Source organism: Schumannella sp. GW821-FHT10F01 (assembly GCF_058809295.1).
Genome location: NZ_JBXASM010000002.1, coordinates 39,389 through 59,230, shown reverse-complemented (window position 1 = coordinate 59,230; position 19,842 = coordinate 39,389). Strand labels below are relative to the sequence as shown.

21 protein-coding genes are annotated in these 19,842 nt (G+C 73.7%); 4 read left to right on the top strand and 17 right to left on the bottom strand.

Annotated features, from left to right (window positions below; genetic code table 11):
* Nucleotides 1-10 precede the first annotated feature (10 nt).
* From AC1RSJ_RS03305 to groES, 4 genes are all read right to left on the bottom strand, one after another.
* Nucleotides 11-1,351: a branched-chain amino acid ABC transporter permease gene (locus AC1RSJ_RS03305; RefSeq protein WP_493116912.1), complete on the bottom strand. Its 1,341-nt coding sequence runs from the start codon at nucleotides 1,349-1,351 to the stop codon at nucleotides 11-13.
* 92 nt (nucleotides 1,352-1,443) lie between these two features.
* Nucleotides 1,444-2,775 (bottom strand): ABC transporter substrate-binding protein, encoded by a 1,332-nt coding sequence (locus AC1RSJ_RS03300; protein ID WP_493116911.1) that lies wholly within the window; start codon nucleotides 2,773-2,775, stop codon nucleotides 1,444-1,446.
* 149 nt (nucleotides 2,776-2,924) lie between these two features.
* Complete coding sequence (rarD, locus tag AC1RSJ_RS03295; protein WP_493116910.1) at nucleotides 2,925-3,842, bottom strand: EamA family transporter RarD; 918 nt, start codon at nucleotides 3,840-3,842, stop codon at nucleotides 2,925-2,927.
* Between the two features lie 142 nt (nucleotides 3,843-3,984).
* Nucleotides 3,985-4,281: a co-chaperone GroES gene (gene groES, locus AC1RSJ_RS03290; RefSeq protein WP_493116909.1), complete on the bottom strand. Its 297-nt coding sequence runs from the start codon at nucleotides 4,279-4,281 to the stop codon at nucleotides 3,985-3,987.
* Nucleotides 4,282-4,409: 128 nt separating this feature from the next.
* On the opposite strand from groES, the gene AC1RSJ_RS03285 reads away from it, so the two are divergent.
* The gene (locus AC1RSJ_RS03285; RefSeq protein ID WP_493116908.1) at nucleotides 4,410-5,585 is read left to right on the top strand and encodes a class I SAM-dependent methyltransferase; all 1,176 of its coding nucleotides are present in this window, start codon (nucleotides 4,410-4,412) and stop codon (nucleotides 5,583-5,585) included.
* 3 nt (nucleotides 5,586-5,588) lie between these two features.
* On the opposite strand, the gene AC1RSJ_RS03280 is transcribed toward AC1RSJ_RS03285, so the two are convergent.
* From AC1RSJ_RS03280 to tsaB, 5 genes are all read right to left on the bottom strand, one after another.
* The gene (locus AC1RSJ_RS03280; protein ID WP_493116907.1) at nucleotides 5,589-6,008 is read right to left on the bottom strand and encodes a DUF4190 domain-containing protein; all 420 of its coding nucleotides are present in this window, start codon (nucleotides 6,006-6,008) and stop codon (nucleotides 5,589-5,591) included.
* 83 nt (nucleotides 6,009-6,091) lie between these two features.
* Nucleotides 6,092-6,553 carry a DUF4190 domain-containing protein gene (locus AC1RSJ_RS03275; protein WP_493116906.1) on the bottom strand — a complete coding sequence of 154 codons (462 nt, stop codon included), beginning with the start codon at nucleotides 6,551-6,553 and terminating at the stop codon, nucleotides 6,092-6,094.
* Nucleotides 6,554-6,608: 55 nt separating this feature from the next.
* Complete coding sequence (gene tsaD, locus AC1RSJ_RS03270; RefSeq protein ID WP_493116905.1) at nucleotides 6,609-7,676, bottom strand: tRNA (adenosine(37)-N6)-threonylcarbamoyltransferase complex transferase subunit TsaD; 1,068 nt, start codon at nucleotides 7,674-7,676, stop codon at nucleotides 6,609-6,611.
* Nucleotides 7,673-8,137 carry a ribosomal protein S18-alanine N-acetyltransferase gene (gene rimI / locus AC1RSJ_RS03265; protein WP_493116904.1) on the bottom strand — a complete coding sequence of 155 codons (465 nt, stop codon included), beginning with the start codon at nucleotides 8,135-8,137 and terminating at the stop codon, nucleotides 7,673-7,675. The genes tsaD and rimI overlap by 4 nt, the downstream gene beginning before the upstream one ends.
* Nucleotides 8,134-8,757, bottom strand: a complete 624-nt coding sequence (gene tsaB, locus AC1RSJ_RS03260; RefSeq protein ID WP_493116903.1) for a tRNA (adenosine(37)-N6)-threonylcarbamoyltransferase complex dimerization subunit type 1 TsaB — start codon at nucleotides 8,755-8,757, stop codon at nucleotides 8,134-8,136. The genes rimI and tsaB overlap by 4 nt, the downstream gene beginning before the upstream one ends.
* Before the next feature lie 108 nt (nucleotides 8,758-8,865).
* Between tsaB and AC1RSJ_RS03255 the strand changes: the two genes are divergently transcribed.
* Nucleotides 8,866-9,606 (top strand): DUF899 family protein, encoded by a 741-nt coding sequence (locus AC1RSJ_RS03255; RefSeq protein ID WP_493116902.1) that lies wholly within the window; start codon nucleotides 8,866-8,868, stop codon nucleotides 9,604-9,606.
* 33 nt (nucleotides 9,607-9,639) lie between these two features.
* On the opposite strand, the gene tsaE is transcribed toward AC1RSJ_RS03255, so the two are convergent.
* Genes tsaE through glmS form a run of 4 tightly spaced genes read right to left on the bottom strand, consistent with a single transcriptional unit; the run spans nucleotide 9,640 to nucleotide 13,450 of the window.
* The gene (gene tsaE, locus AC1RSJ_RS03250) at nucleotides 9,640-10,101 is read right to left on the bottom strand and encodes a tRNA (adenosine(37)-N6)-threonylcarbamoyltransferase complex ATPase subunit type 1 TsaE (RefSeq protein ID WP_493117214.1); all 462 of its coding nucleotides are present in this window, start codon (nucleotides 10,099-10,101) and stop codon (nucleotides 9,640-9,642) included.
* A 38-nt stretch (nucleotides 10,102-10,139) separates the two neighbouring features.
* Nucleotides 10,140-11,249, bottom strand: coding sequence for an alanine racemase (alr, locus tag AC1RSJ_RS03245; protein ID WP_493116901.1), 1,110 nt, complete (start codon nucleotides 11,247-11,249; stop codon nucleotides 10,140-10,142).
* Nucleotides 11,246-11,596: a holo-ACP synthase gene (locus tag AC1RSJ_RS03240; protein ID WP_493116900.1), complete on the bottom strand. Its 351-nt coding sequence runs from the start codon at nucleotides 11,594-11,596 to the stop codon at nucleotides 11,246-11,248. The genes alr and AC1RSJ_RS03240 overlap by 4 nt, the downstream gene beginning before the upstream one ends.
* Before the next feature lie 3 nt (nucleotides 11,597-11,599).
* Nucleotides 11,600-13,450 (bottom strand): glutamine--fructose-6-phosphate transaminase (isomerizing), encoded by a 1,851-nt coding sequence (gene glmS, locus AC1RSJ_RS03235; RefSeq protein ID WP_493116899.1) that lies wholly within the window; start codon nucleotides 13,448-13,450, stop codon nucleotides 11,600-11,602.
* Nucleotides 13,451-13,505: 55 nt separating this feature from the next.
* Between glmS and coaA the strand changes: the two genes are divergently transcribed.
* Complete coding sequence (gene coaA, locus AC1RSJ_RS03230) at nucleotides 13,506-14,459, top strand: type I pantothenate kinase (RefSeq protein WP_493116898.1); 954 nt, start codon at nucleotides 13,506-13,508, stop codon at nucleotides 14,457-14,459.
* A gap of 52 nt (nucleotides 14,460-14,511) precedes the next feature.
* On the opposite strand, the gene glmM is transcribed toward coaA, so the two are convergent.
* From glmM to AC1RSJ_RS03210, 4 genes are all read right to left on the bottom strand, one after another.
* Nucleotides 14,512-15,879, bottom strand: a complete 1,368-nt coding sequence (gene glmM, locus AC1RSJ_RS03225; protein ID WP_493116897.1) for a phosphoglucosamine mutase — start codon at nucleotides 15,877-15,879, stop codon at nucleotides 14,512-14,514.
* A gap of 14 nt (nucleotides 15,880-15,893) precedes the next feature.
* Nucleotides 15,894-16,388, bottom strand: a complete 495-nt coding sequence (gene rpsI / locus AC1RSJ_RS03220) for a 30S ribosomal protein S9 (RefSeq protein ID WP_493116896.1) — start codon at nucleotides 16,386-16,388, stop codon at nucleotides 15,894-15,896.
* 29 nt (nucleotides 16,389-16,417) lie between these two features.
* On the bottom strand, nucleotides 16,418-16,864 hold the full coding sequence (gene rplM / locus AC1RSJ_RS03215; RefSeq protein ID WP_493116895.1) for a 50S ribosomal protein L13: 447 nt from the start codon (nucleotides 16,862-16,864) through the stop codon (nucleotides 16,418-16,420).
* Nucleotides 16,865-16,994: 130 nt separating this feature from the next.
* Nucleotides 16,995-17,957, bottom strand: a complete 963-nt coding sequence (locus tag AC1RSJ_RS03210) for a tRNA pseudouridine synthase A (protein WP_493116894.1) — start codon at nucleotides 17,955-17,957, stop codon at nucleotides 16,995-16,997.
* Between the two features lie 26 nt (nucleotides 17,958-17,983).
* On the opposite strand from AC1RSJ_RS03210, the gene AC1RSJ_RS03205 reads away from it, so the two are divergent.
* Entirely contained in the window at nucleotides 17,984-19,840 is a 1,857-nt protein-coding gene (locus AC1RSJ_RS03205) for an acyltransferase family protein (protein ID WP_493116893.1), read from the top strand.
* The last annotated feature ends 2 nt before the right edge of the window (nucleotides 19,841-19,842 follow it).

Below are 19,842 nucleotides of genomic sequence, written 5' to 3'. Positions count from 1 at the left end.
CCCTTTCCGCTCAGCCCACCCGCGCCCGCCGCCCCAGGATGCCCTGGGGCCGGAAGACGAGGATGACGATGAGGATGAACAGTGCCGTGGCGTACTTCAGGTCGCTCGGCAGCACGATGTTGGACAGCTCGACGACCATGCCGATGATGAGCGAGCCGATGAGGGCGCCGAACGCCGTCCCGAGCCCGCCGAGGGTCACCGCGGCGAACATCATCAGCAGGATCTGCAGTCCGGTGTCCCAGCGGACGCCGTGCATGACGATCGTGTAGAGCACGCCGCCGAGGCCGGCGAGGCCGGTGCCGATGATCCAGACCAGCCGGATGATGCGGTCGACGTCGATGCCGGAGGCTGCCGCGAGCGCCCGGTTGTCGGACACGGCGCGGGTGGCCTTGCCGATGCGGGTGAACATGAGGAACAGCCCCACCGCCACGAGGACGACCGCCGCGATGGCCATCGACACGTACGACGACGGGGTCAGCGGGCCCACGTTCTTCTCGATCGCGGTCGTGATGGCCACGGTGCCGCCGCCGATGAAGTACTGGAACACGTACTCCAGCGCGAGCGAGAGGCCGATCGTGACGATCATGAGCTGGCTGATCCCGAGGCCCTTGCGGCGCAGGGGGGCCCAGATGAACTTGTCCTGGAGATAGCCGGTGATCGCGCAGATCACGACGGAGAGCGCGATCGCGAGGATCAGGTTGAGCCCGAGCCCGCGGGCGAAGCCGTAGGCGAGCACGCCGCCGAGGGTCACCTGCTCGGCGTGCGCGAAGTTCGCCAGGCCGGTGGTGCCGTAGACCAGCGAGAGGCCGATGGACGCCAGGGCGAGCAGCAGGCCGAGCCGGAGGCCGGAGGCCGCCTGCTGCCAGAGCCGGTTCGCGAAGGCGCTGCTCGCCGCGGTCGGCGCGGTGTCGCCGCTCTGCGTGCCCTCGATGGCGAACACCGCTGCGGCGAGGAACTGGAACTTCACGTCGCGGGTGAGCTCCGGCTCCGCGACCTTGAGGCCCTTCGGGAGGGTCTTCGTGTCGAGCGCGATCGTGTACGAGCCCTCGGCGTCGACGGTGAAGCCGAACTGGCCCGCCTTGTTCGTGGTGGCGGTGACGTCATCGCCCTCGGGGCCGGTGACGGCGATCTTCGCCTTGGCGATGGCGTCGCCGTCCGCGTCGCGCAGCGTGCCCTTGATGCAGCCGTTGGTCGGGCCGGGCAGACAGGTCAGATCGACCTCGGCGGCGGTGACGGGTCGCGGCACCGGGGCCGCGGTGGCGGTGTCGGCGCCGAGGAGCGACAGTGCTCCGGCGAGGACTCCGCCGACGATCAGGAGTGCGGCGAGCCGCACGGTGCGTCGGATGCGCACGGGGGGACCTCCCGTGGGGTCTGGTCAGGGTCGGATCGGCTGGGCGGCCCACGGGGCCCGGATCGCTCCGGGCCCCGCAGGTCGATGACAGATCAGCCCTTGACCGAGCTCACCCACTCGTAGGAGCCGTCGGCCTTGTACTTGTAGACCGAGATGTAGCCGGTGGACGGGTCGTTGAGGTCGTTGAACGGCCCCACGCCGGAGACGCCCACGTAGTGGATGTCCTTGCCGTCCTTCAGCAGGGCGAGGCAGTCCTTGTAGGTCTTGCACTCCTCGCCGCCGCTCGCACCGGACACCGCGTGCAGGTTGTCCTTGATGGTCGCCGGGTCGGACGCGCCGCCCTTCTGCGCCGCCAGGGCCATCAGCATCACGCCGTCGTACGACTCGGCGCCGTACCCGAAGTCGTCGACCGACTTCTTGGAGTTCTTCTGGTACCAGGCGTTCAGCGTCTCGCGGAAGTCCTTGTTCGGGTAGACGCCCTGCGACGTCACCTGGGCGCCGGTCATGGTGCCTGAGTCGAAGTCCTTCGAGAAGTCGGCGAAGTTGCCGTCCACGAGGTAGCTGTCCTTCATGTCCCAGCCGGCCTGCACGAGGGCGGGGATGATCGCCTTCGTCTGGTCGAACGCGACGATGACGATGGCGTCCGGCGAGGTCGCGAGGACCGCGCTGGCGATCGAGCCGAAGTTCGTCTCCGTGCTCGGGAAGTCCTGACCGGCTCCCGATGCGCCGTAGACGACCTTGCCGCCGCCGCCCTCGACGGTCTTCTGGATCCCGTCGCGGAGGTTGATGCCGTAGGCGTCGTTGAAGGTGAGGAAGGCCACGTTGGTGCGGCCGTCGCTGAGGATCTGGTTGCCCAGCGCGTTCGCCTCGACCGAGTTGGCCGGGGCGGTGCGGAAGTACCAGGGGGAGACGCCCGACAGATCGTCGGCCGTGTTGGCCGGCGAGAGCATGACGGTCTCGGCCGCGAAGACCTGGTCCATCACGTTCTTGGTGACGCTGGAGGACTCGGCGCCCAGGACGGCGGAGACCTTCGCCTGGAGCAGCTTCTTGATCGACGCGTCGCCGATGGTCGGGTTGTCGGTGTCGCTCGAGTCCGTCGCGATCACGCAGGCAGGGGCGCCGTTGACGCCGCCGGCCTCGTTGATCTCGCTCAGGGCCTCGCCGCTGCCGGAGATCGCCGCGGGGCCGAGGTAGGCCAGGCTTCCGGTGAGCGGCAGGAAGGTGCCGAGCTTGAACGTCGTCGAGTAGTCGTCGGACGACGCGCACTCCTTCGCCGCGGTCAGCGCCTTCGCCGACCCGGTGTCGCCCGACTTGTCGCCGGAGGCGGTGTCCGAGCCGGTCGAACAGCCAGCGACGAGGAGGGCGATGGCCGCCGCTCCGGCTGCGCCGGCGACGAGCCGTGCGCGCCAGTTTCGTTCGGTCACGTGGGACCCTTTCTGTGCAGGTGATGCAGGGGAGGGGCTGAGGGCGTGTCCACGCCGACGGCCGTGCATGCACCTTAGCCCTGACCTTGTTTCCGGGATGTGACCGATTCTTTTCGAAACGCGTCCGTTCCCGTCTTGCGGCGCAATCGTTAACGGGCCGTGACCTGAGCGGCCCGTGCGGCACGCAGCTGGTCGAACGTGAACACCGCGAGCGCGAGCCACACCATCGCGAAGCCGACCCACCGCTCGGCCGTCATCCGCTCGTGCAGGATCAGCACGCCGAAGAGCAGCTGCATCACCGGCGTGAGGTACTGCGTGAGCCCGAGGAGCACGAGCGGGAGGCGTCGCGCGGCGCCGGCGAAGAGCAGGAGCGGCACGGCCGTCACCGGCCCGGCCAGCACGAGCAGGAGCACGTGCACCGGGCCGTCCGCGCCGAACGTCAGCCCGTCGACCACCTGCACGACGACGAGCTGGGCGATCGCGACCGGCGTGAGCCAGGCGGTCTCCACGGCGAGGCCGCTCAGCGCGTCGACGCCGCCGCCGAGCTGCTTCTTGACGAAGCCGTAGAGGCCGAACGAGCCGGCCAGCGCCAACGAGATCCACGGCACCTGGCCGTAGCCGACCGAGATCACGATCACCGCCGCGGCGGAGAGGCCGACCGCCGCCCACTGGGCCGGCCGCAGGCGCTCCCGCAGCACGATCACGCCGAGCAGCACGGTGACGAGCGGATTGATGAAGTAGCCGAGCGAGCCCTCCACGACGTGGCCGGTGAGCGAGGCCAGGACGAACACCGTCCAGTTGATGTAGATGAGCACGCCGGCCGCGCCGAGCGCCAGCAGCACCCGCGGGCGTCGGCGGAGCGCGAGGAGCGGACCCCAGCCGCGGAGCACGGTGAGCAGCAGCGCGCAGAACGCGAGCGCGAACAGGATGCGGAAGCCGACGACCTCGAACGGGCCCGCGGGCGCGAGGAGCAGGAAGAAGGCGGGGAGGAAGCCCCAGATGAGATACGAGCCGACGGCGAGCGCGAGGCCCCCGGGTGCGGCGCGGTCGGTTCGGGGCGCGCTCACCGGCTCAGGCTAGCGCCGGGGGAAGCGGCCCCGGATCGCGCGGCCCCCGGACGCGGAACGGCCCCGCCGGCGGATGCCGGCGGGGCCGTTCTCGGTGCGCGCGGGGCGCGGAGCTCGTGACGAGCGGTGCTGCTGAAGCGGATCAGCGCTCGACGACGGCGAGCACGTCGCGGGCCGACAGCACGAGGAGGTCCTCGCCGCCGACCTTGACCTCGGTGCCGCCGTACTTGGAGTAGAGCACGATGTCGCCCACGGCGACGTCGACGGGCACGCGGTTGCCGTTGTCGTCGACGCGACCGGGGCCGACGGCCACGACCTCGCCCTCCTGCGGCTTCTCCTTGGCGGTGTCCGGGATGACGAGACCGGAGGCGGTGACCTGCTCGGCGTCGACCTGGCGGATGACGATGCGATCCTCGAGCGGCTTGATGGAGACCGACACTGCGGAGACCTCTTCTTTCCTCAAAGTCCGTTGGCGCTCTCCGTGCGAGAGTGCCAGGGACGACTCTAGCGCGTCGTTAGCAGTCGTTCAATGCGAGTGCCAGATCCGCTCCCGCGTATCGTGGCCGCGTGGATGCCGGCACGCTGCGCGAGCTGCTCACCCCCGAGGGGCTCCGGCTGCTCGACGAGGTGGGCGCGTCCGCCGACCGGCACGACGTGGTGGGCGCCGTGTCCGCTCTCCGGGCCGCCGGGCACTCCCCCGAGCTCGTCGCCGCGGTGCTGTCGCAGGCCCGCCTCCGCGAGCGCGCGGCCGCGAAGCTCGGGCCGTTCGCCGCGCGGATGCTGTTCACCGCCGACGGGCTCGAGCAGGCGACGCGGCTGCGGGTGGCGGCCCTGCACGCGGGACGCTTCGCCGAGGCCGGCCTGCGCCGCGTCGCGGATCTCGGCTGCGGCATCGGGGCGGACGCGCTCGCGCTCGCGGGGCTCGACCTCGACGTGACCGCGGTGGAGCGGGACGAGGTGACGGCCGCGGTCGCGACCTACAACCTCGCGCCGTTCCCTGCCGCCCGCGTGCTGGCGGGCTCCGCGGAGGACGCGGACCTCTCCGCCGTGGATGCCGTCTGGCTCGACCCGGCACGCCGCAGCGGCGCGCGCCGGCTCGCGGACCCGGCCGACTGGTCGCCGTCGCTCGACTTCGCGTTCGACCTCGCCCGCCGACTGCCGGCCGGCATCAAGCTCGGCCCGGGGCTCGACCGCGACCTGCTGCCGGAGGGCATGGAGGCGCAGTGGGTGTCGGAGGGGCGCGAGGTGGTCGAGCTCGCGATCTGGTCGGGCGCGCTCGCCCGCCCGGGCATCGGCCGCTCGGCGCTCGTGCTGTCCGAGGGCGCGGCGGACGAGCTCACCGCCCCGGCGGACTCCGAGGACGAGGAGCCCGGTCCGCTGGGCGGCTGGCTGTACGAGCCGGACGGCGCCGTCATCCGCGCCCGCCTCGTGGGCGACCTCGCGCGGCGGCTGGCGGGCCGGATGCTCGATCCGACGATCGCGTGGATCACCTCGGACGCGGCGATCCGGACGCCGTTCGCGCAGCGCTTCCAGGTGATCGCGGAGCTGCCGCTCGACGTGCGGACGCTGAAGCGCGAGCTCGAGTCCCGCGGCATCGGCACGGTGGAGATCAAGAAGCGCGGCGTGGACATCGACCCGGCCGAGCTGCGCCGGCGACTCGCCCCGCGCGGCGACGCGTCGGCCACGCTCGTGCTCACGCGAGTCGCCGGACGCCGGGTGGCGATCCTCGCCGAGCGCGCGTAGGACTCAGCTCGAGCCGGCGGCGGCCGCCCCGAAGATGAACACGCCGGTGACGAGCGAGATCACCAGGGTGCCGATCAGGGTCAGCACCACGATCGCCGCGAACACGTAGCCGATGATCATGCCGGCGAGCGCGAGACCACGACCGCCCTGCCCGGTCTGGCGGATCTGACCGAGCGCGATGTGCCCGCAGATGATGCCGCCGAGGTGCACCCCGACGATCGACAGGATGAGCGACGCGATCGCGAGGCCGTTCGTCGGCGGGGTCGCCACCGGCGCGTACACGCCGCCGGGACCGGCCTGGTACTGGAGGTACTGCGGCTGCCCGTATGCGGGCTGGCCGTACTGCGGCTGCGCGCCGGGCTGACCGTAGACGGGTCCGGCGGGCTGCGGCGGCTGGGCGGGCTGCTGCGGGGTTTCGGTCACGGGCTGCTCCTGGTCGGTGCGGGGTGGTCCGGAGACGGCAGAGGGCCGCGACGCAGGTCGCGGCCCTCAGATCCGGTTCCGGGTCAGCTGGAGGTGCAGGCGCTCGGGTCGCTGCAGTTCGCGACCGCGACGCCCCACGCGATGGCCGCGCCGATGGCGACCAGCAGTGCGATGGCGCCGAGGATGATGCCGGCGATCCAGAGTCCCTTGGGCGCCTGGGGCTCGCGCGAGCGAGCGAGGAAGCCGAGGATGATGCCCGCGGCGGGGAAGAAGAGCTGCAGGACCGACCCGATGAACGGGATGATCACGAGCCAGCCGAACAGGAAGCCGACGCCGCCGAAGACGAGCGACAGGATGCTGAGCAGCGGGGTCTTCTTGACCGGGGCTCCGCCGTAGCCGGCTCCGCCGGCGGGACCGGCGGCGTAGCTCGGGGCGCCGGTGTACGGCGGCGGGGTGGCGCCGCCGGCCGGCGGGTAGCTCGGCTGTCCGGGCTGGACGGGCTGGCTCGGCTGCTGCGGCTGGCCGGGAGGGGGTGCATCAGTCATGCGAACGACGATAGCGGAATTCCCGTCGCTTTCGGAGGGGATTCCCGCCGCGTGCTCAGACCTGTACCGACTCGACCGGCAGCGTGGAATCGGCGCCGAAGGCCGGATCCGAGGGCGCACGACCGGCCGCGACGAGCAGCGCGCCGACCCCCGCGATCATGGCGCCGTTGTCCGTGCACAGCGAGAGCGGCGGGATGCGCAGGGCGATGCCGGCCTCCGCGCACCGCTCCGCCGCCACCTCCCGCAGCCGCGCGTTGGCGACGACGCCGCCGCCGAGCAGCAGGCGCGGGATGCCGAGCTCCCGGCAGGCGTCGACGGCCTTCGCGGTGAGCACGTCGACGACCGACTCGCGGAACGACGCGGCCACGTCCCCGACGTCCGGCTCCTCGCCGCGGTCGCGCGCCGCCTCGACGTGTCGCGCGACGGCGGTCTTGAGACCGGAGAACGAGAAGTCGAAGCGGTGCCGCTCGCGGTCCTTCGCAGCGGTCAGGCCGCGGGGGAACCGGATCGCGCGCGGATCGCCGTCGGCGGCGGCGCGATCGATCTGCGGTCCGCCGGGATACGGCAGCCCGAGCAGCCGCGCGACCTTGTCGAAGGCCTCCCCCGCCGCGTCGTCGATGGTCTCGCCGAGCAGCTCCACGTCGTCGAGCAGGTCGCGCACGGCGAGGAGGCTGGTGTGGCCGCCGCTGACGAGCAGCGCGATCGTCGGCAGTTCGAGTTCGCCGCCGTCGCCGGACGCCTCGCCGCCGTGGAGCAGGTCGGCACCGACGTGGCCGACGAGGTGGTTCACGCCGTACAGCGGCAGTCCTGTCGCGGCGGCGAGGCCCTTCGCGGCCCCGACGCCGACCATGAGCGCGCCCGCCAGCCCCGGCCCGGCGGTGACCGCGATCGCGTCGAGGTCCTCGAGGCCGACCCCGGCCTCCGCCAGCGCCGCGTCGAGGGTCGGCGTCATCGCCTCGAGGTGGGCGCGGGCCGCGACCTCCGGCACGACGCCGCCGTAGCGCGCGTGCTCGTCCATCGACGAGGCGATCACGTTGGCGAGCAGGCGACGGCCGCGCACGATCCCGACGCCGGTCTCGTCGCAGCTCGTCTCGATGCCGAGCACGAGGGGCTCGCGGGTCACGACGCGCTCCCCTCGGCCTGCCGGCGCATGATCACGGCGTCGATGCCGCCGCGGTAGTAGCGCGGACGGGTCGCGATCCGCTCGAAGCCCTCGGACTCGTAGAGGGCCTGCGCGTCCGGGTTGTCGGCGCGCACCTCGAGGAAGACCTCGTCGGCGCGCCGCGCCGCCGCCTCGGCCAGGAGCTCGCGCAGCAGCGCTCGGCCGATCCCGGTCCGACGGGCCGCCTCGACCACCGCCAGCGTCTGCACGTCGCCCTGCCCGGCGGCATCCGGGGCGAGCAGCCCGGCGTAGCCGATCAGCGCGCCCTGCGCGTCCTCGGCGACGAGGTAGTAGCCGTGCGGCGAGGCGAGCTCGGCCGCCATGGACGCCGTCGACCACGCGTCGTCCGGGAACGTGACGGTCTCGATCGCCATGATCCGCTCCAGGTCGTCGAGGGTGGCGCGCCGTCGGGTCCAGATCACGCGGTCACCCGCTTCGGGCCGTCGGACGGCGTGACGTCGGGCGCCCGCAGGTACAGCGGCTCCGCCGGCCCGGTCGGGCGGCCCGCCGCCAGCAGCCGGGCGGCGAGCATCCCGAGCGCGCCGGCCGGGATGACCGCGGCGGCGACCCGCTCGCGCGCGTCGATTCCGGCGACCGCCGCGTCGAGCGCGTCCGCGCGGGCGAGCTCGGGCCCGCGGAGGCGCACGGGGATGCCGCTGCCGTCCGGCGCCGCGTACGCCGACCAGGCGACCTCGCGGCGGCGCGCATCCGTCACGACGAGCGCGGAGGCGGACCGGTCGAGCGCGACCGCGTCGTGGGAGGCGACCGGGATCACCGGCACGCCGATGCCGCGCGCGAACGTGCGGGCGGCCGCGATGCCGACGCGGAGCCCGGTGAACGGACCCGGCCCCATGCCGGCGACGACGCCGCCGAGCGCGGCGGGCTCGACGCCGGCGTCGGCGAGCGCCCCGAGCAGCAGCGGGCCGATCCGCTCTGCGTGGGAGCGGGTGCCGGTCTCGTCGAGCTGCGCGAGCACGCGGTCGCCGCCGTCGACGACCGCGACGCTCGTGCCCGCCGAGGTGTCGATCGCGAGCAGGAGCACGGGGACGATCGTAGCGTTGACGACCCGTCGCCGGCCGTCTAATGTGAACAGCGTCCACATTGCGACGGCGCGCGGATCGGCGCGTCGACGACCCCCAGGAGGACCGCGATGACCGACGCCGTCTCACCGTTCGACGCCCCGCCCGGACCGCCCCGCGTCGTGTCGCCGGACGAGTGGCGCGCCGCGCGCATCGCGCTGCTCGCCCAGGAGAAGGCGGCCACGCGCGCCCGCGACGCCGCCCTCCGCGTCCTGCGGGAGCTGCCGTACGTCGAGGTCGACCGCGACTACCGCTTCGTCGGGCCGGAGGGCGAGGTCGGCCTGCGCGAGCTGTTCGCCGGGCAGCCCCAGCTGTTCGTGCACCACATGATGTGGCTCGACTCCGACGAGGCGTGCCCCGGCTGCTCGGCCTTCTACGACAGCCTCGGCCGCATGGAGCACTTCGCGGCGGCCCGCACGAGCGTGCAGTTCGTCGCCTCTGCCCCGTTCGCCTCCATCGAGCGGATGCGCGAGCGGATGGGCTGGGAGCGCCCGATCTACGCCGCGGTCGGCACGGACTTCGCCGACGGCTTCCGCACCCGGATCGACCCGTCACGAGGGCTCACCGAGTACAACTACCGCGAGGTGCCGGACCCCGGCGACGTCGCCTACGACATGCCGGCGCACTCGACCTTCCTGCTCGACGGCGACCGCGTGCTGCACAAGTACTCGGCCTACGCGCGCGGCACCGAGCTGACCCAGAACTACGACGTCGTGCTCGACATGACGCCGTTCGGGCGGCAGGACGCGCTCGGCTGGCTGCGGCACCGCGACCGCTACGACGACCCGCACGCCGCGCACCACGTGCACTGAGGCGCCTCGCCGAAGCCGATCGGCCGAGGCCGGTCAGCCGGCGAGCTCCGGCAGCGGGTCCCAGCGCGGGCCGGACCCCTCGATCACGACGCGGCGCGGCTCCTCGAGCCCGTCGCCGTCGCCGTCGTCCTCGACCGCGGCGCTCGCACCCGTGCGCCGCTCGATCCCGATCCGCAGCAGCGAGTCCGCGACGCCGTCGAGCTTGCCGGCGCCCCATTCCACGACCGTGATGGACCCGTCCCAGTCGATGTCGAGGTCGTCGAGCTCCGCCGCGCTGCGCAGCCGGTAGGCGTCGACGTGCACGAGCGGCGCACCGGACGCGGTCGGGTGCGTGCGCGCGAGCACGAACGTCGGGCTCGTCACGGCGCCGCGCACGCCGAGCGCGGCGCCGATCCCGCGGGTGAGCGTGGTCTTGCCGGCGCCGAGCTCCCCGTCGAGCTGCACGAGGTCGCCGGCCCGGAGCACGGCCGCCAGCCGCGCGCCGAGCGCCTCCATCGCCGCCGTGTCGGGCACCGTCAGCTCGCGGCGGTCGGTCACGCGGTGCCGCCGACGTGCGTGCGCACCGCGCGGCCACCGGCCCGGGTGACGATCTCGTAGCCGATCGTCCCGGCCGCATCGGCCCAGTCGTCGGCGGTCGGCGCCCCGGTCGACGCGTCGCCCCAGAGCACGGCGCGGTCGCCGACGCGCACCGGCGCGTCGCCCACGTCGAGCACGAGCTGGTCCATCGCGATCCGGCCGGCCACCGGATGGCGGACGCCGGCGATCGCGGCCTCCGCGCGCCCGGACGCCGAGCGCGGCACGCCCTCCGCGTAGCCGAGCGGCACGAGCGCCAGCGTCGTCTCGCGCGGGGCGCGGTAGGTGAAGCCGTACGAGACGCCCTCGCCGGCCGGCACCCGCCGCACCGCGACGACCTCGGCGGAGAGCTCCATCGCGGCGCGGAGGCCCAGCGCGCGCGGGTCGACGGCGCGGTCGGGCGCGACGCCGTACGCCGCGATGCCGATGCGCACGAGGTCGTAGCGGGTCTCCGGGCGGGTGAGCGCGGCCTCCGACGCGGCGAGGTGCGCGAGTTCGACCTCGACACCGGCGGCCGTCGCGGCCTCGAGGGCCGAGCGGAAGCGCTCGTTCTGACGGGTCGTGTCGTCGGCGCCCGCGTTCGCGAGGTGGCTGAACAGCCCCCGCACGTGCAGCCCCGCCGTGCGGCGCAGCTCGGCGGCGCGCGCGAGCACGCGGGGCAGGTCGGCCGGCGGGATGCCGTTCCGGCTCAGCCCGGTATCGGCCTTGAGCTGCACGACCGCGCCCGCCGCCGCGGCACGCTCGAGCTGGTCGAGGGAGCTGATGCCGACGTCGATGCCCGCCTCGGCGGCGAGCGCGAAGTCGGTCGCCGGCCCGTGCAGCCAGCAGAGCACCGGCGCGGTGATCCCGCCGGCTCGGAGGGCGAGGGCCTCGTCGAGGTCGGCCGTGCCGAGCCACTCGGCGCCGGCCTCCACCGCCGTCCGCGCCACCGGCACCGCACCGTGTCCGTAGGCGTCGGCCTTCACCACGATCATCGTCTGCACCGGCCCGACCGCGCGGCGGACCGCGACGACGTTCGCGGCGACCGCGTCGAGGTCGACGCGGAGCTCGCGCAGCGGGGCTCCGCTCACCGTTCTGCCACCACCATCGCGACGGCGACGCCGCTGTCGTGCGTGATCGACACGTGCCACGAGCTGATGCCGCGCGCCGCCGCGAGCACGGCGGCGCCGCCCGAGACGCGCACGCCGGGCGAGCCGTGCTCGTCGGGCACGATCTCCATGTCGAGCCAGCGCACGCCGGTCGACTCGCCGAGGGCCTTGATGATGGCCTCCTTCGCGGCGAACCGCCCGGCAAGGGAGCGCAGGGGCAGGCCGCGTTCGCTCTCGGCGAACAGGCGGTCGCGGAGCACCGGCGTCCGCGTCAGCGCGCGCTCGAAGCGCGCGAGGTCGACGAGGTCGACGCCGATGCCGGCGATCATGGCCTACTCGACCGTCACCGACTTGGCGAGGTTGCGCGGCTGGTCGACGTCGAGCCCCTTGGCCGCGGCGAGCTCCATGCCGAAGATGTGCAGCGGCGCGACCGCGAGCAGCGGCTCGAACAGGCGGCCGGCGAGCGGCACCCGGATGACCTCGTCCGCGTACGGCACGACCTCGACGTCGCCGAGCTCGGCCACGGCGATGACGCGGGCGCCGCGGGCGCGGATCTCCTGGATGTTCGAGACCACCTTCTTGTGCAGCGAGCCGGGGTGGCGCGGGCTCGGCACGACGACGAACACGACCTGGCCGGGCTCGATCAGCGCGATCGGGCCGTGCTTCAGCTCGCCGGCGGCGAAGCCCTCGGCGTGGATGTACGCGAGCTCCTTGAGCTTCAGCGCCCCCTCCAGCGCGATCGGGTAGCCGACGTTGCGGCCGAGGAAGAGCACCGACTGCGTGTCGCCCATCCAGTGCGCCAGCTCCTCGATCCGCTCGGACGCGCTCGCGATGACCGCGGCGGACTTGTCGGGCAGCGCCGTCAGCTCCTCGATCGCGTCCGCCTCCGTCGCGGCGTCGAGCGTGCCGCGCAGTCGGGCGAGGTGGAGGCCGAACAGGTAGAGCGCCGTCGCCTGCGCCACGAACGCCTTCGTCGAGGCGACCGCGACCTCCGGCCCCGCGTGCGTGTAGACGACCGCGTCCGACTCGCGCGGGATCGTCGCGCCCTGCGCGTTGCAGATCGACAGGGTCGTCGCGCCGTGCTCGCGGGCGTACTTCACGGCCATGAGCGTGTCCATGGTCTCGCCCGACTGGCTCACCGACACCACGAGCGTCGAGGGCGTCAGCACCGGGTCGGAGTAGCGGAACTCGTGCGAGAGCTCCACATCCACGGGCACGCGCGCCCACGCCTCGATCGCGTACTTGCCGAGCAGGCCGGCGTAGAGCGCCGTGCCGCAGGCGATGACGACGACGCGGTCGATGCCGCGGAGCAGGTCGTCGTGGGCCTCGAGCTCGGGGATGACGACGCGGCCCTCGTGAACCCGGCCGCGCACCGTGTTGCGGATCGCCTCCGGCTCCTCCGAGATCTCCTTCTTCATGAAGCTCGACCAGCCGCCCTTCTCGGCGGCGGAGGCGTCCCAGGCGATCTCGAACTCGCGGGTCTCGACCGGGGCGCCGGCGAAGTCGGTGACCTCCACCGCGTCGGGGCGGATGGTGACGATCTGGTCCTGCCCGATCTCCATCGCGCGGCGGGTGTGCTCGACGAACGCGGCGACATCCGATCCCAGGAAGTTCTCGCCGTCGCCGAGGCCGATCACGAGGGGCGAGTTGCGGCGGGCGCCGACGACGACGCCGGGCTGGTCGGTGTGCACGACGAGGAGCGTGAACGCGCCCTCCAGCCGCGCGGCGACCGTGCGGAGCGCCTCGGCGAGGTCGCCCGTCTCGCGGTAGGCACGCCCGACGAGCAGCGCGGCGGCCTCCGAGTCCGTCTCGCTCGTGAAGGTCTCCGCCGCGGCGGCGAGCTCGGCCCGGAGCTCGGCGAAGTTCTCGATGATGCCGTTGTGGATGAGGGCGAGGCGCCCGTCGTCGCCGAGGTGCGGGTGCGCGTTCGCGTCCGAGGGGCCGCCGTGCGTCGCCCAGCGGGTGTGGCCGATGCCCGTGCCGCCGTCGGGGAGCGGCGCGGCGGCGAGCTCGTCGATGAGCACGCCGAGCTTGCCGGCCTTCTTCCGCACGCCGAGCGCGCCGTCAGCTCCGAGCACGGCGACGCCCGCCGAGTCGTAGCCCCGGTACTCCTGTCGACGGAGACCGCCGACGAGAACCTCGAGGCTGCTGCCCGATCCGACGTAGCCCACGATGCCGCACATGGCGCCGAGTCTACGAGAGCGGAGCCGTGCGCCCGCCGTCGCTAGGCTCGTCGGGATGTCCGACAGCCACGGCACCGGCGACCAGCGCGGGTCGACCCCGTTCCTCGAGATCCCCCGTGCCGACTGGGCGGCCCTCGCGGGGGCGACGCCGAACCCGCTCACGTCGGCCGACGTCGAGCAGCTCAGGGGCCTCGGCGACGCGCTCGACATCACCGAGGTGGCCCAGGTGTACCTGCCGCTGAGCCGGCTGCTGAGCCTGTACGCGGCGAGCGCGCAGTCGCTCCACACGGCGACGAGCGGCTTCCTCCGGCAGGACGGCCCGCGCACGCCGTTCGTGATCGGCGTCGCCGGCTCGGTCGCGGTCGGCAAGTCGACGATCGCGCGCCTGCTGCGCGAGCTGCTCGGCCGCTGGGCGGAGACGCCGCGCGTCGAGCTCGTCACGACCGACGGCTTCCTGCTGCCGAACGCGGAGCTCGAGCGCCGCGGGCTGCTGCAGCGCAAGGGCTTCCCGGAGAGCTACGACCGCCGGGCGCTGCTCCGCTTCGTGAGCCAGGTGAAGAGCGGCGTCGCCGAGGTCGCCGCGCCCGTGTACTCGCACCTGAGCTACGACATCCTGCCCGACGAGGTGAACGTCGTGCACCGGCCCGACATCCTCATCGTCGAGGGCCTCAACGTGCTGCAGCCGCCGGTGTCCGCCGCGCGGCTCGCCGTCAGCGACCTGTTCGACTTCTCGATCTACGTGGATGCGCGCACCGCCGACATCGAGGAGTGGTACGTGGGCCGCTTCCTCCGGCTGCAGCGCGGCGCGTTCGCCGACCCGGACTCGTACTTCCACCGCTACGCGTCGCTCAGCGAGCCGGAGGCGATCGAGCGCGCGCGCGAGATCTGGCGCTCCATCAACGAGCCGAACCTCGAGCAGAACATCCTGCCGACGCGCGCCCGGGCCTCCGCCGTGCTGCGGAAGGACTCCGGCCACGCCGTCTCGAGCGTGCTGCTCCGGAAGGTCTGAGACCGGACGCGCCGCTCAGGTCGAACCAGGGCAGGTGCGGGCGCCGACCGGCTCAGCTCAGCGCGAGCTCACGACGGACGATCGCGGCGAGGCGCGCGGCGACGTCCTCGGCGACGGACGACTCCGACGCCTCCACCATCACGCGGATGACGGGCTCGGTGCCGGAGGGGCGCAGGAGCACCCGGCCGTCGTCGCCGAGCTCGTCCTCGACGGCGGCGACCGCGGCGGCCACGACCTGGTCGCCGGCCAGGCGCTCGCGATCCACGCCGGCCACGTTGACGAGCACCTGCGGGTACACCGTCATCACCGAGGCGAGCTCCGCGAGACTGCGGCCGGTGCGCGCCATCTCGGTGGCGATCTGGAGCCCGGTGAGGATGCCGTCGCCGGTCGTGGCGTGCTCGCTGAAGATGACGTGGCCGCTCTGCTCGCCGCCGAGGCTGAGGTCCTCGGCCGCGAGCGCCTCGAGCACATAGCGGTCGCCGACCTTGGTCTCGAGCAGGCGGACGCCGTGCTCCGACATCGCGCGGCGGAGCCCGAGGTTCGACATCACCGTGGCGACGAGCGTGTCCTTCGCCAGCAGCCCGCGCGACTTCAGCGAGAGGGCGAGGATCGCCATGAGCTGGTCGCCGTCGACGATGCGGCCGTCCGCGTCCACGGCGAGGCAGCGGTCGGCGTCCCCGTCGTGCGCGATGCCGAGGTCGGCGCCCTGCGCCACCACGGCGGCCTGGAGCGGCGCGAGGTGCGTCGAGCCGACGCCGTCGTTGATGTTGACGCCGTCGGGGTCGCCGCCGATGAGGCTGACCCGGGCGCCGGCGTCCTTGAACACCTGCGGCGAGATGCCGGCGGCGGCGCCGTGGGCGGCGTCGATGACGATGCGCATGCCCTTGAGGTCGATGTCGCGGGTCGACAGCAGGTGCAGCAGGTAGCGGTCCTCGGCGTCCGCGAAGCGGCGGATGCGCCCGACGCCCGCGCCGGTCGGCAGCAGGTGCGGCGCGCCCAGGGCCTCCTGGATGCGGTCCTCCACCTCGTCCGGCAGCTTCGTGCCGCCGTAGGAGAAGAACTTGATGCCGTTGTCGGGCATCGGGTTGTGCGAGGCGGAGACCATCACGCCGAAGTCCGCGTCGATGTCGCCGACGAGGAACGCCGCCGCCGGGGTCGGGATGACGCCGGCGTCGAGCACGTCGATGCCGGAGCTCGCGAGCCCGGAGGCCACGGCCGCGGAGATGAACTCGCCCGAGACGCGCGGATCGCGCGCAACGACCGCGCGCGGACGACGTCCGAGCGCGCGGTTCTCCTCCGCGTGCCGGCCCTTGGTGAGCACGACGGCGGCGGCCTGCGCCAGGCCGAGGGCGAGGTCCGCGGTGATGATCTCGCCGTTGGCGAGACCGCGGACCCCGTCCGTGCCGAAGAGTCGAGGCATGAGAGCCCCGCCGATCAGCGCTTCGAGAACTGCGAGGCCTTGCGGGCCTTCTTCAGACCGGCCTTCTTGCGCTCGATGACGCGCGCGTCGCGCGTCAGGAAGCCGGCCTTCTTGAGGTTCGGGCGGTTGTTCTCGCGGTCGATCTCGTTGAGCGCCCGGGCGATGGCGAGGCGCAGCGCGCCGGCCTGGCCGGAGGGGCCGCCGCCGGTGATCTTCGCGATCACGTCGTAGCTGCCGGTGAGCTCGAGCACCGTGAAGGGGTCCGTGATGAGCTGCTGGTGCAGCTTGTTCGGGAAGTACTCCTCGAGGGTGCGGCCGTTCACCGTGAAGGTGCCGGCGCCCGGGGTCAGTCGCGCGCGGGCGATGGCCTCCTTGCGGCGGCCGACGGCCGAGCCGGGCACGCTGAGGACGGGACGAGGGGCCGCGACGGCGGCGGTCTCGCCGGCCGGGGTCTCGGTGGAGTAGTTCTGGAGCACGTCGCCGGAGACGGCGTCTTCGATCTTCGCCATGGTGTTGAAGTCCTTGGTCTCGGCGGGCGCTACTGGGCGACCTGGGTGAGGGTGTACGGCGTGGGCTGCTGCGCGGCGTGCGGGTGCTCGGCGCCGGCGTAGACCTTCAGCTTCTTGATCTGGGCGCGGCCCAGCGAGTTCTTCGGGAGCATGCCGCGGATGGCCTTCTCGACCGCGCGCGTCGGGTGCTTCTCGAGGAGCTCGGAGTACGAGGTGGCCGTGAGGCCGCCCGGGTAGCCGGAGTGGCGGTACGCCATCTTCTTCTCGAGCTTGGCGCCGGTGAGGGCGACCTTCTCGGCGTTGACGATGATGACGAAGTCGCCCATGTCCATGTGGGGGGCGAAGGTCGGCTTGTGCTTGCCGCGGAGGATGGCGGCGGCGTGGCTGGCCAGGCGGCCCAGCACGATGTCCGTCGCGTCGATGACGACCCAGTTCCGCTGGACGTCAGCGGGAGTGGGGCTGAAAGTGCGCGTCATGATGCACTGCTTCCTGTCGAGGTGGTCGTGGATCCCGCTCCGGTGTGCGTTCCATCCGCCGCAGCTGCGGCAGGGAACCCGACGGTGGAGGGCTCGGCGCCCGCGGGTGACCGCGGACAACCTCAGAAGACTACGTGATCGGGCCCGTGGCGGTCAAACCGCTGCGATCGATCGCGGCGCGTCGCGCGCGAGTCTGCTCGGCGCGGGCGGCCAGCTCGCCGTCGTCCGGGTAGCCGACCTCCAGCAGCGTCAGGCCGCGCGCGGGCACGACGATGAAGCCGGCGCCGCGCTCGGCCGCGTCGCGGAGCGCGACCACGTCGTCCGGGGCCAGCCGCCCCTCCCCCGCGGCGACGCACGCGCCGACGAGGGCGCGCACCATGCTGTGGCAGAACGCGTCGGCCCGCACCTCGGCCACGAGCACGCCGTCCTCGTCGCGGCGCCACGAGAAGTCGAGCAGCGTCCGCACCGTCGTCGCGCCCTCGCGCGGCTTGCAGAACGCCGCCCAGTCGTGGAGTCCCGGAAGTGCGCGCGCGGCCGCGTCCATGGCCGCCGCATCGAGCGCGGCCGCGTGCCAGAGCGTCGAGACGCGGCGCAGCGGATCGTGCAGGGCCTCGGCGTCGGCGATCCGGTACTCGTAGCGCCGCCACACCGCGGAGAAGCGCGCGTCGAAGCCCTCCGGGGCGAGCCGGGCGCCGAGCACCCGGACGTCGAACGTGGGCCCGGCGATCCCGTTGAGCCGGCGCACGAGCCCCTCCGGCCCGGTCGGCGCGCTCGGTGCTGTCGGCGCAGTGGGCCCGGTCGGCACGGCGGATCCCGGGCGCGCGCCGCGGTGCGGCCGGTCGAGACTCGCCAGCTGCGCCGCGTCGAGGTCGAGGTGCGCCACCTGGCCGAGGGCGTGGACCCCGGCGTCGGTGCGGCCGGCGACGGTCAGCCGCGGCGGCTCGCCGTGGCGGCGGAACACGGTGTCGAGCGCCTCCTCGAGCACGCCCTGCACCGTGCGGAGGCCGGGCTGGCGCCCCCACCCGGAGAACGCGGTGCCGTCGTACGCGACGTCGAGGCGCACGCGCGCGGCATCCGTCCGGCCGCCGTCCATGCGCCGAGTCTAGGCTTGCGCACGCCATGCCCTCGCCCCGCACGGACTCCCGGAGCCGCCCGACGACGCTGTCCACGGCCGGCTTCCGCGTGCCCGGCATCGACGGCCTCCGTGCCCTCGCCGTTGCCGGGGTGCTCGTCTTCCACCTCTCCCCCGGCGCGCTGCCGGGCGGGTTCGTCGGCGTCGACGTCTTCTTCGTGATCAGCGGCTTCCTCATCACCTCGCTGCTCCTGCGCGAGCAGGAGGCGACCGGCGGCGTGCGGCTCGGCGCCTTCTGGCTCCGGCGCGCGCGACGGCTGCTGCCGGCGCTGGTGCTGCTGCTCCTCGTCTGCGGCGCGGCGGCCGCGCTGCTCGGCGGCGACCTGACGCTCCGCCTGGGATCGCAGCTGCTCGGCGCCGTCACCTTCTCGAGCAACTGGGTGCTCATCGCCCAGGGCTCCGACTACTTCGGCGCCGCGGACCCCGAGCTCTTCCGCAACCTGTGGTCGCTCGCCGTCGAGGAGCAGTTCTACCTCGTCTGGCCCGCCGTCGTGCTCGTGCTCGCGCTCCTGCCCCGTGCCGTGCGCGCGGGAGCCGTCGGGCTGCTGGCCGCCGGCTCGCTCGCCGCGATGGCCCTGCTCTGGGGCGCCGACGGCGCCACCCGCGTCTACTACGGCACCGACACGCACAGCTTCGGGCTGGCCCTCGGCGCGCTCGTCGCCGTGCTCGCGGACGGGCGGATGCCGGAGGCCGCCCGGCGCGGCGGCCGCGCGGTCGCCTCCGTGCTCGGCCTCCTCGCGCTCGCCGGTCTCGGCGCGGTCGCCGTGCTGCTGCCCGAGCACTCCGCGCTGCCGTTCACGGGCGGGCTCGGCCTCGTGGCCGTGCTCTCCGCCCTCGCCATCGCGGCGCTGCTCGTGCCCGGCACGCCGCTCGCCGCCGTGCTCGAATGGGCGCCCGTCCGCTGGATCGGCGTCCGCAGCTACGGCCTCTACCTCTGGCACTGGCCGGTGCTGCTCCTGCTGTCGGCGGCGCTCCCGGCGTGGCCGCGCGACGGCCTCGGCGGCTGGGCGCTCGGCGGCATGGCCCTGGCGCTCACGGTCGTCGCGGCGACGCTGTCGTACGCGGTGGTCGAGCAGCCGATCCGCCGCGACGGCGTCCGCCGCTCGGCCCGGCTCGCGCTCGGCTGGTGGCGGTGGGGCGCCGGCTCCGCGATCGCGGCGAGCCTCGCCGTCGTGCTCGCGCTCGGGGCGGCGGCCGCGACGGCGGTCGGGGTCGCGGCCGACCCGGGACGCGGCCTGACCGAGCGCCAGGTGAGCGCCGGATCGGAGGCCGTCGACCGTCCCGGCCCGACGCCCTCCGCCTCGGCGCGCGCCGTCACCGGCGATCAGCTGCTCGTCGTCGGCGACTCGGTGACGCTCGCCGCCGCGACGGAGCTGCAGACGGAGTTCCCCGGCGTCGAGGTCGACGCCGCCGTCTCGCGCCAGATGAACCAGGCGCCGGGCATCCTGTCCGGCCTGCGCGACTCGGGGTCGCTCCGCCCGGTGATCGTGCTCGCACTCGGCACGAACGGGCCGTTCCCGCGCGCGGTGCTCGATCAGGTGCGGGCGATCATCGGGCCGTCGCGGCAGCTCGTGCTCGTGAACACCCAGGCGCCGCGCGGCTGGGAGCCCGACGTGAACGAGACGCTGAGCGACTACGCCCGGCAGTACCGCAACGTCGAGCTGGCGAACTGGCACGACGCCATCCAGCCCGACCTCGGGCAGCTCAACCGCGACCAGATCCACTTCGGCGGCTTCGGCGCGCGCGTCTGGACGGGCGCGGTCAAGGACGCCGTGCAGCGCCTCGCCGAGCTGCCGCCGGCGCGCGTCGCCCACGACTGGGCCGGGGTGCCGCGCCCGGGATGATC

Excerpts from the sequence above, each read along its gene's own strand:
- glmM (WP_493116897.1), bottom strand. The coding sequence starts at position 15,879 with ATGCCTCGACTCTTCGGCACGGACGGGGTCCGCGGTCTCGCCAACGGC.
- AC1RSJ_RS03210 (WP_493116894.1), bottom strand. The coding sequence starts at position 17,957 with ATGGACGGCGGCCGGACGGATGCCGCGCGCGTGCGCCTCGACGTCGCG.
- AC1RSJ_RS03275 (WP_493116906.1), bottom strand. The coding sequence starts at position 6,553 with ATGACTGATGCACCCCCTCCCGGCCAGCCGCAGCAGCCGAGCCAGCCC.
- tsaE (WP_493117214.1), bottom strand. The coding sequence starts at position 10,101 with ATGGAGGCGCTCGGCGCGCGGCTGGCGGCCGTGCTCCGGGCCGGCGAC.
- AC1RSJ_RS03255 (WP_493116902.1), top strand. The coding sequence starts at position 8,866 with ATGACCGACGCCGTCTCACCGTTCGACGCCCCGCCCGGACCGCCCCGC.
- rpsI (WP_493116896.1), bottom strand. The coding sequence starts at position 16,388 with ATGGCGAAGATCGAAGACGCCGTCTCCGGCGACGTGCTCCAGAACTAC.
- rplM (WP_493116895.1), bottom strand. The coding sequence starts at position 16,864 with ATGACGCGCACTTTCAGCCCCACTCCCGCTGACGTCCAGCGGAACTGG.
- AC1RSJ_RS03240 (WP_493116900.1), bottom strand. The coding sequence starts at position 11,596 with ATGATCGCCGGCATCGGCGTCGACCTCGTCGACCTCGCGCGCTTCGAG.
- AC1RSJ_RS03205 (WP_493116893.1), top strand. The coding sequence starts at position 17,984 with ATGCCCTCGCCCCGCACGGACTCCCGGAGCCGCCCGACGACGCTGTCC.
- coaA (WP_493116898.1), top strand. The coding sequence starts at position 13,506 with ATGTCCGACAGCCACGGCACCGGCGACCAGCGCGGGTCGACCCCGTTC.
- glmS (WP_493116899.1), bottom strand. The coding sequence starts at position 13,450 with ATGTGCGGCATCGTGGGCTACGTCGGATCGGGCAGCAGCCTCGAGGTT.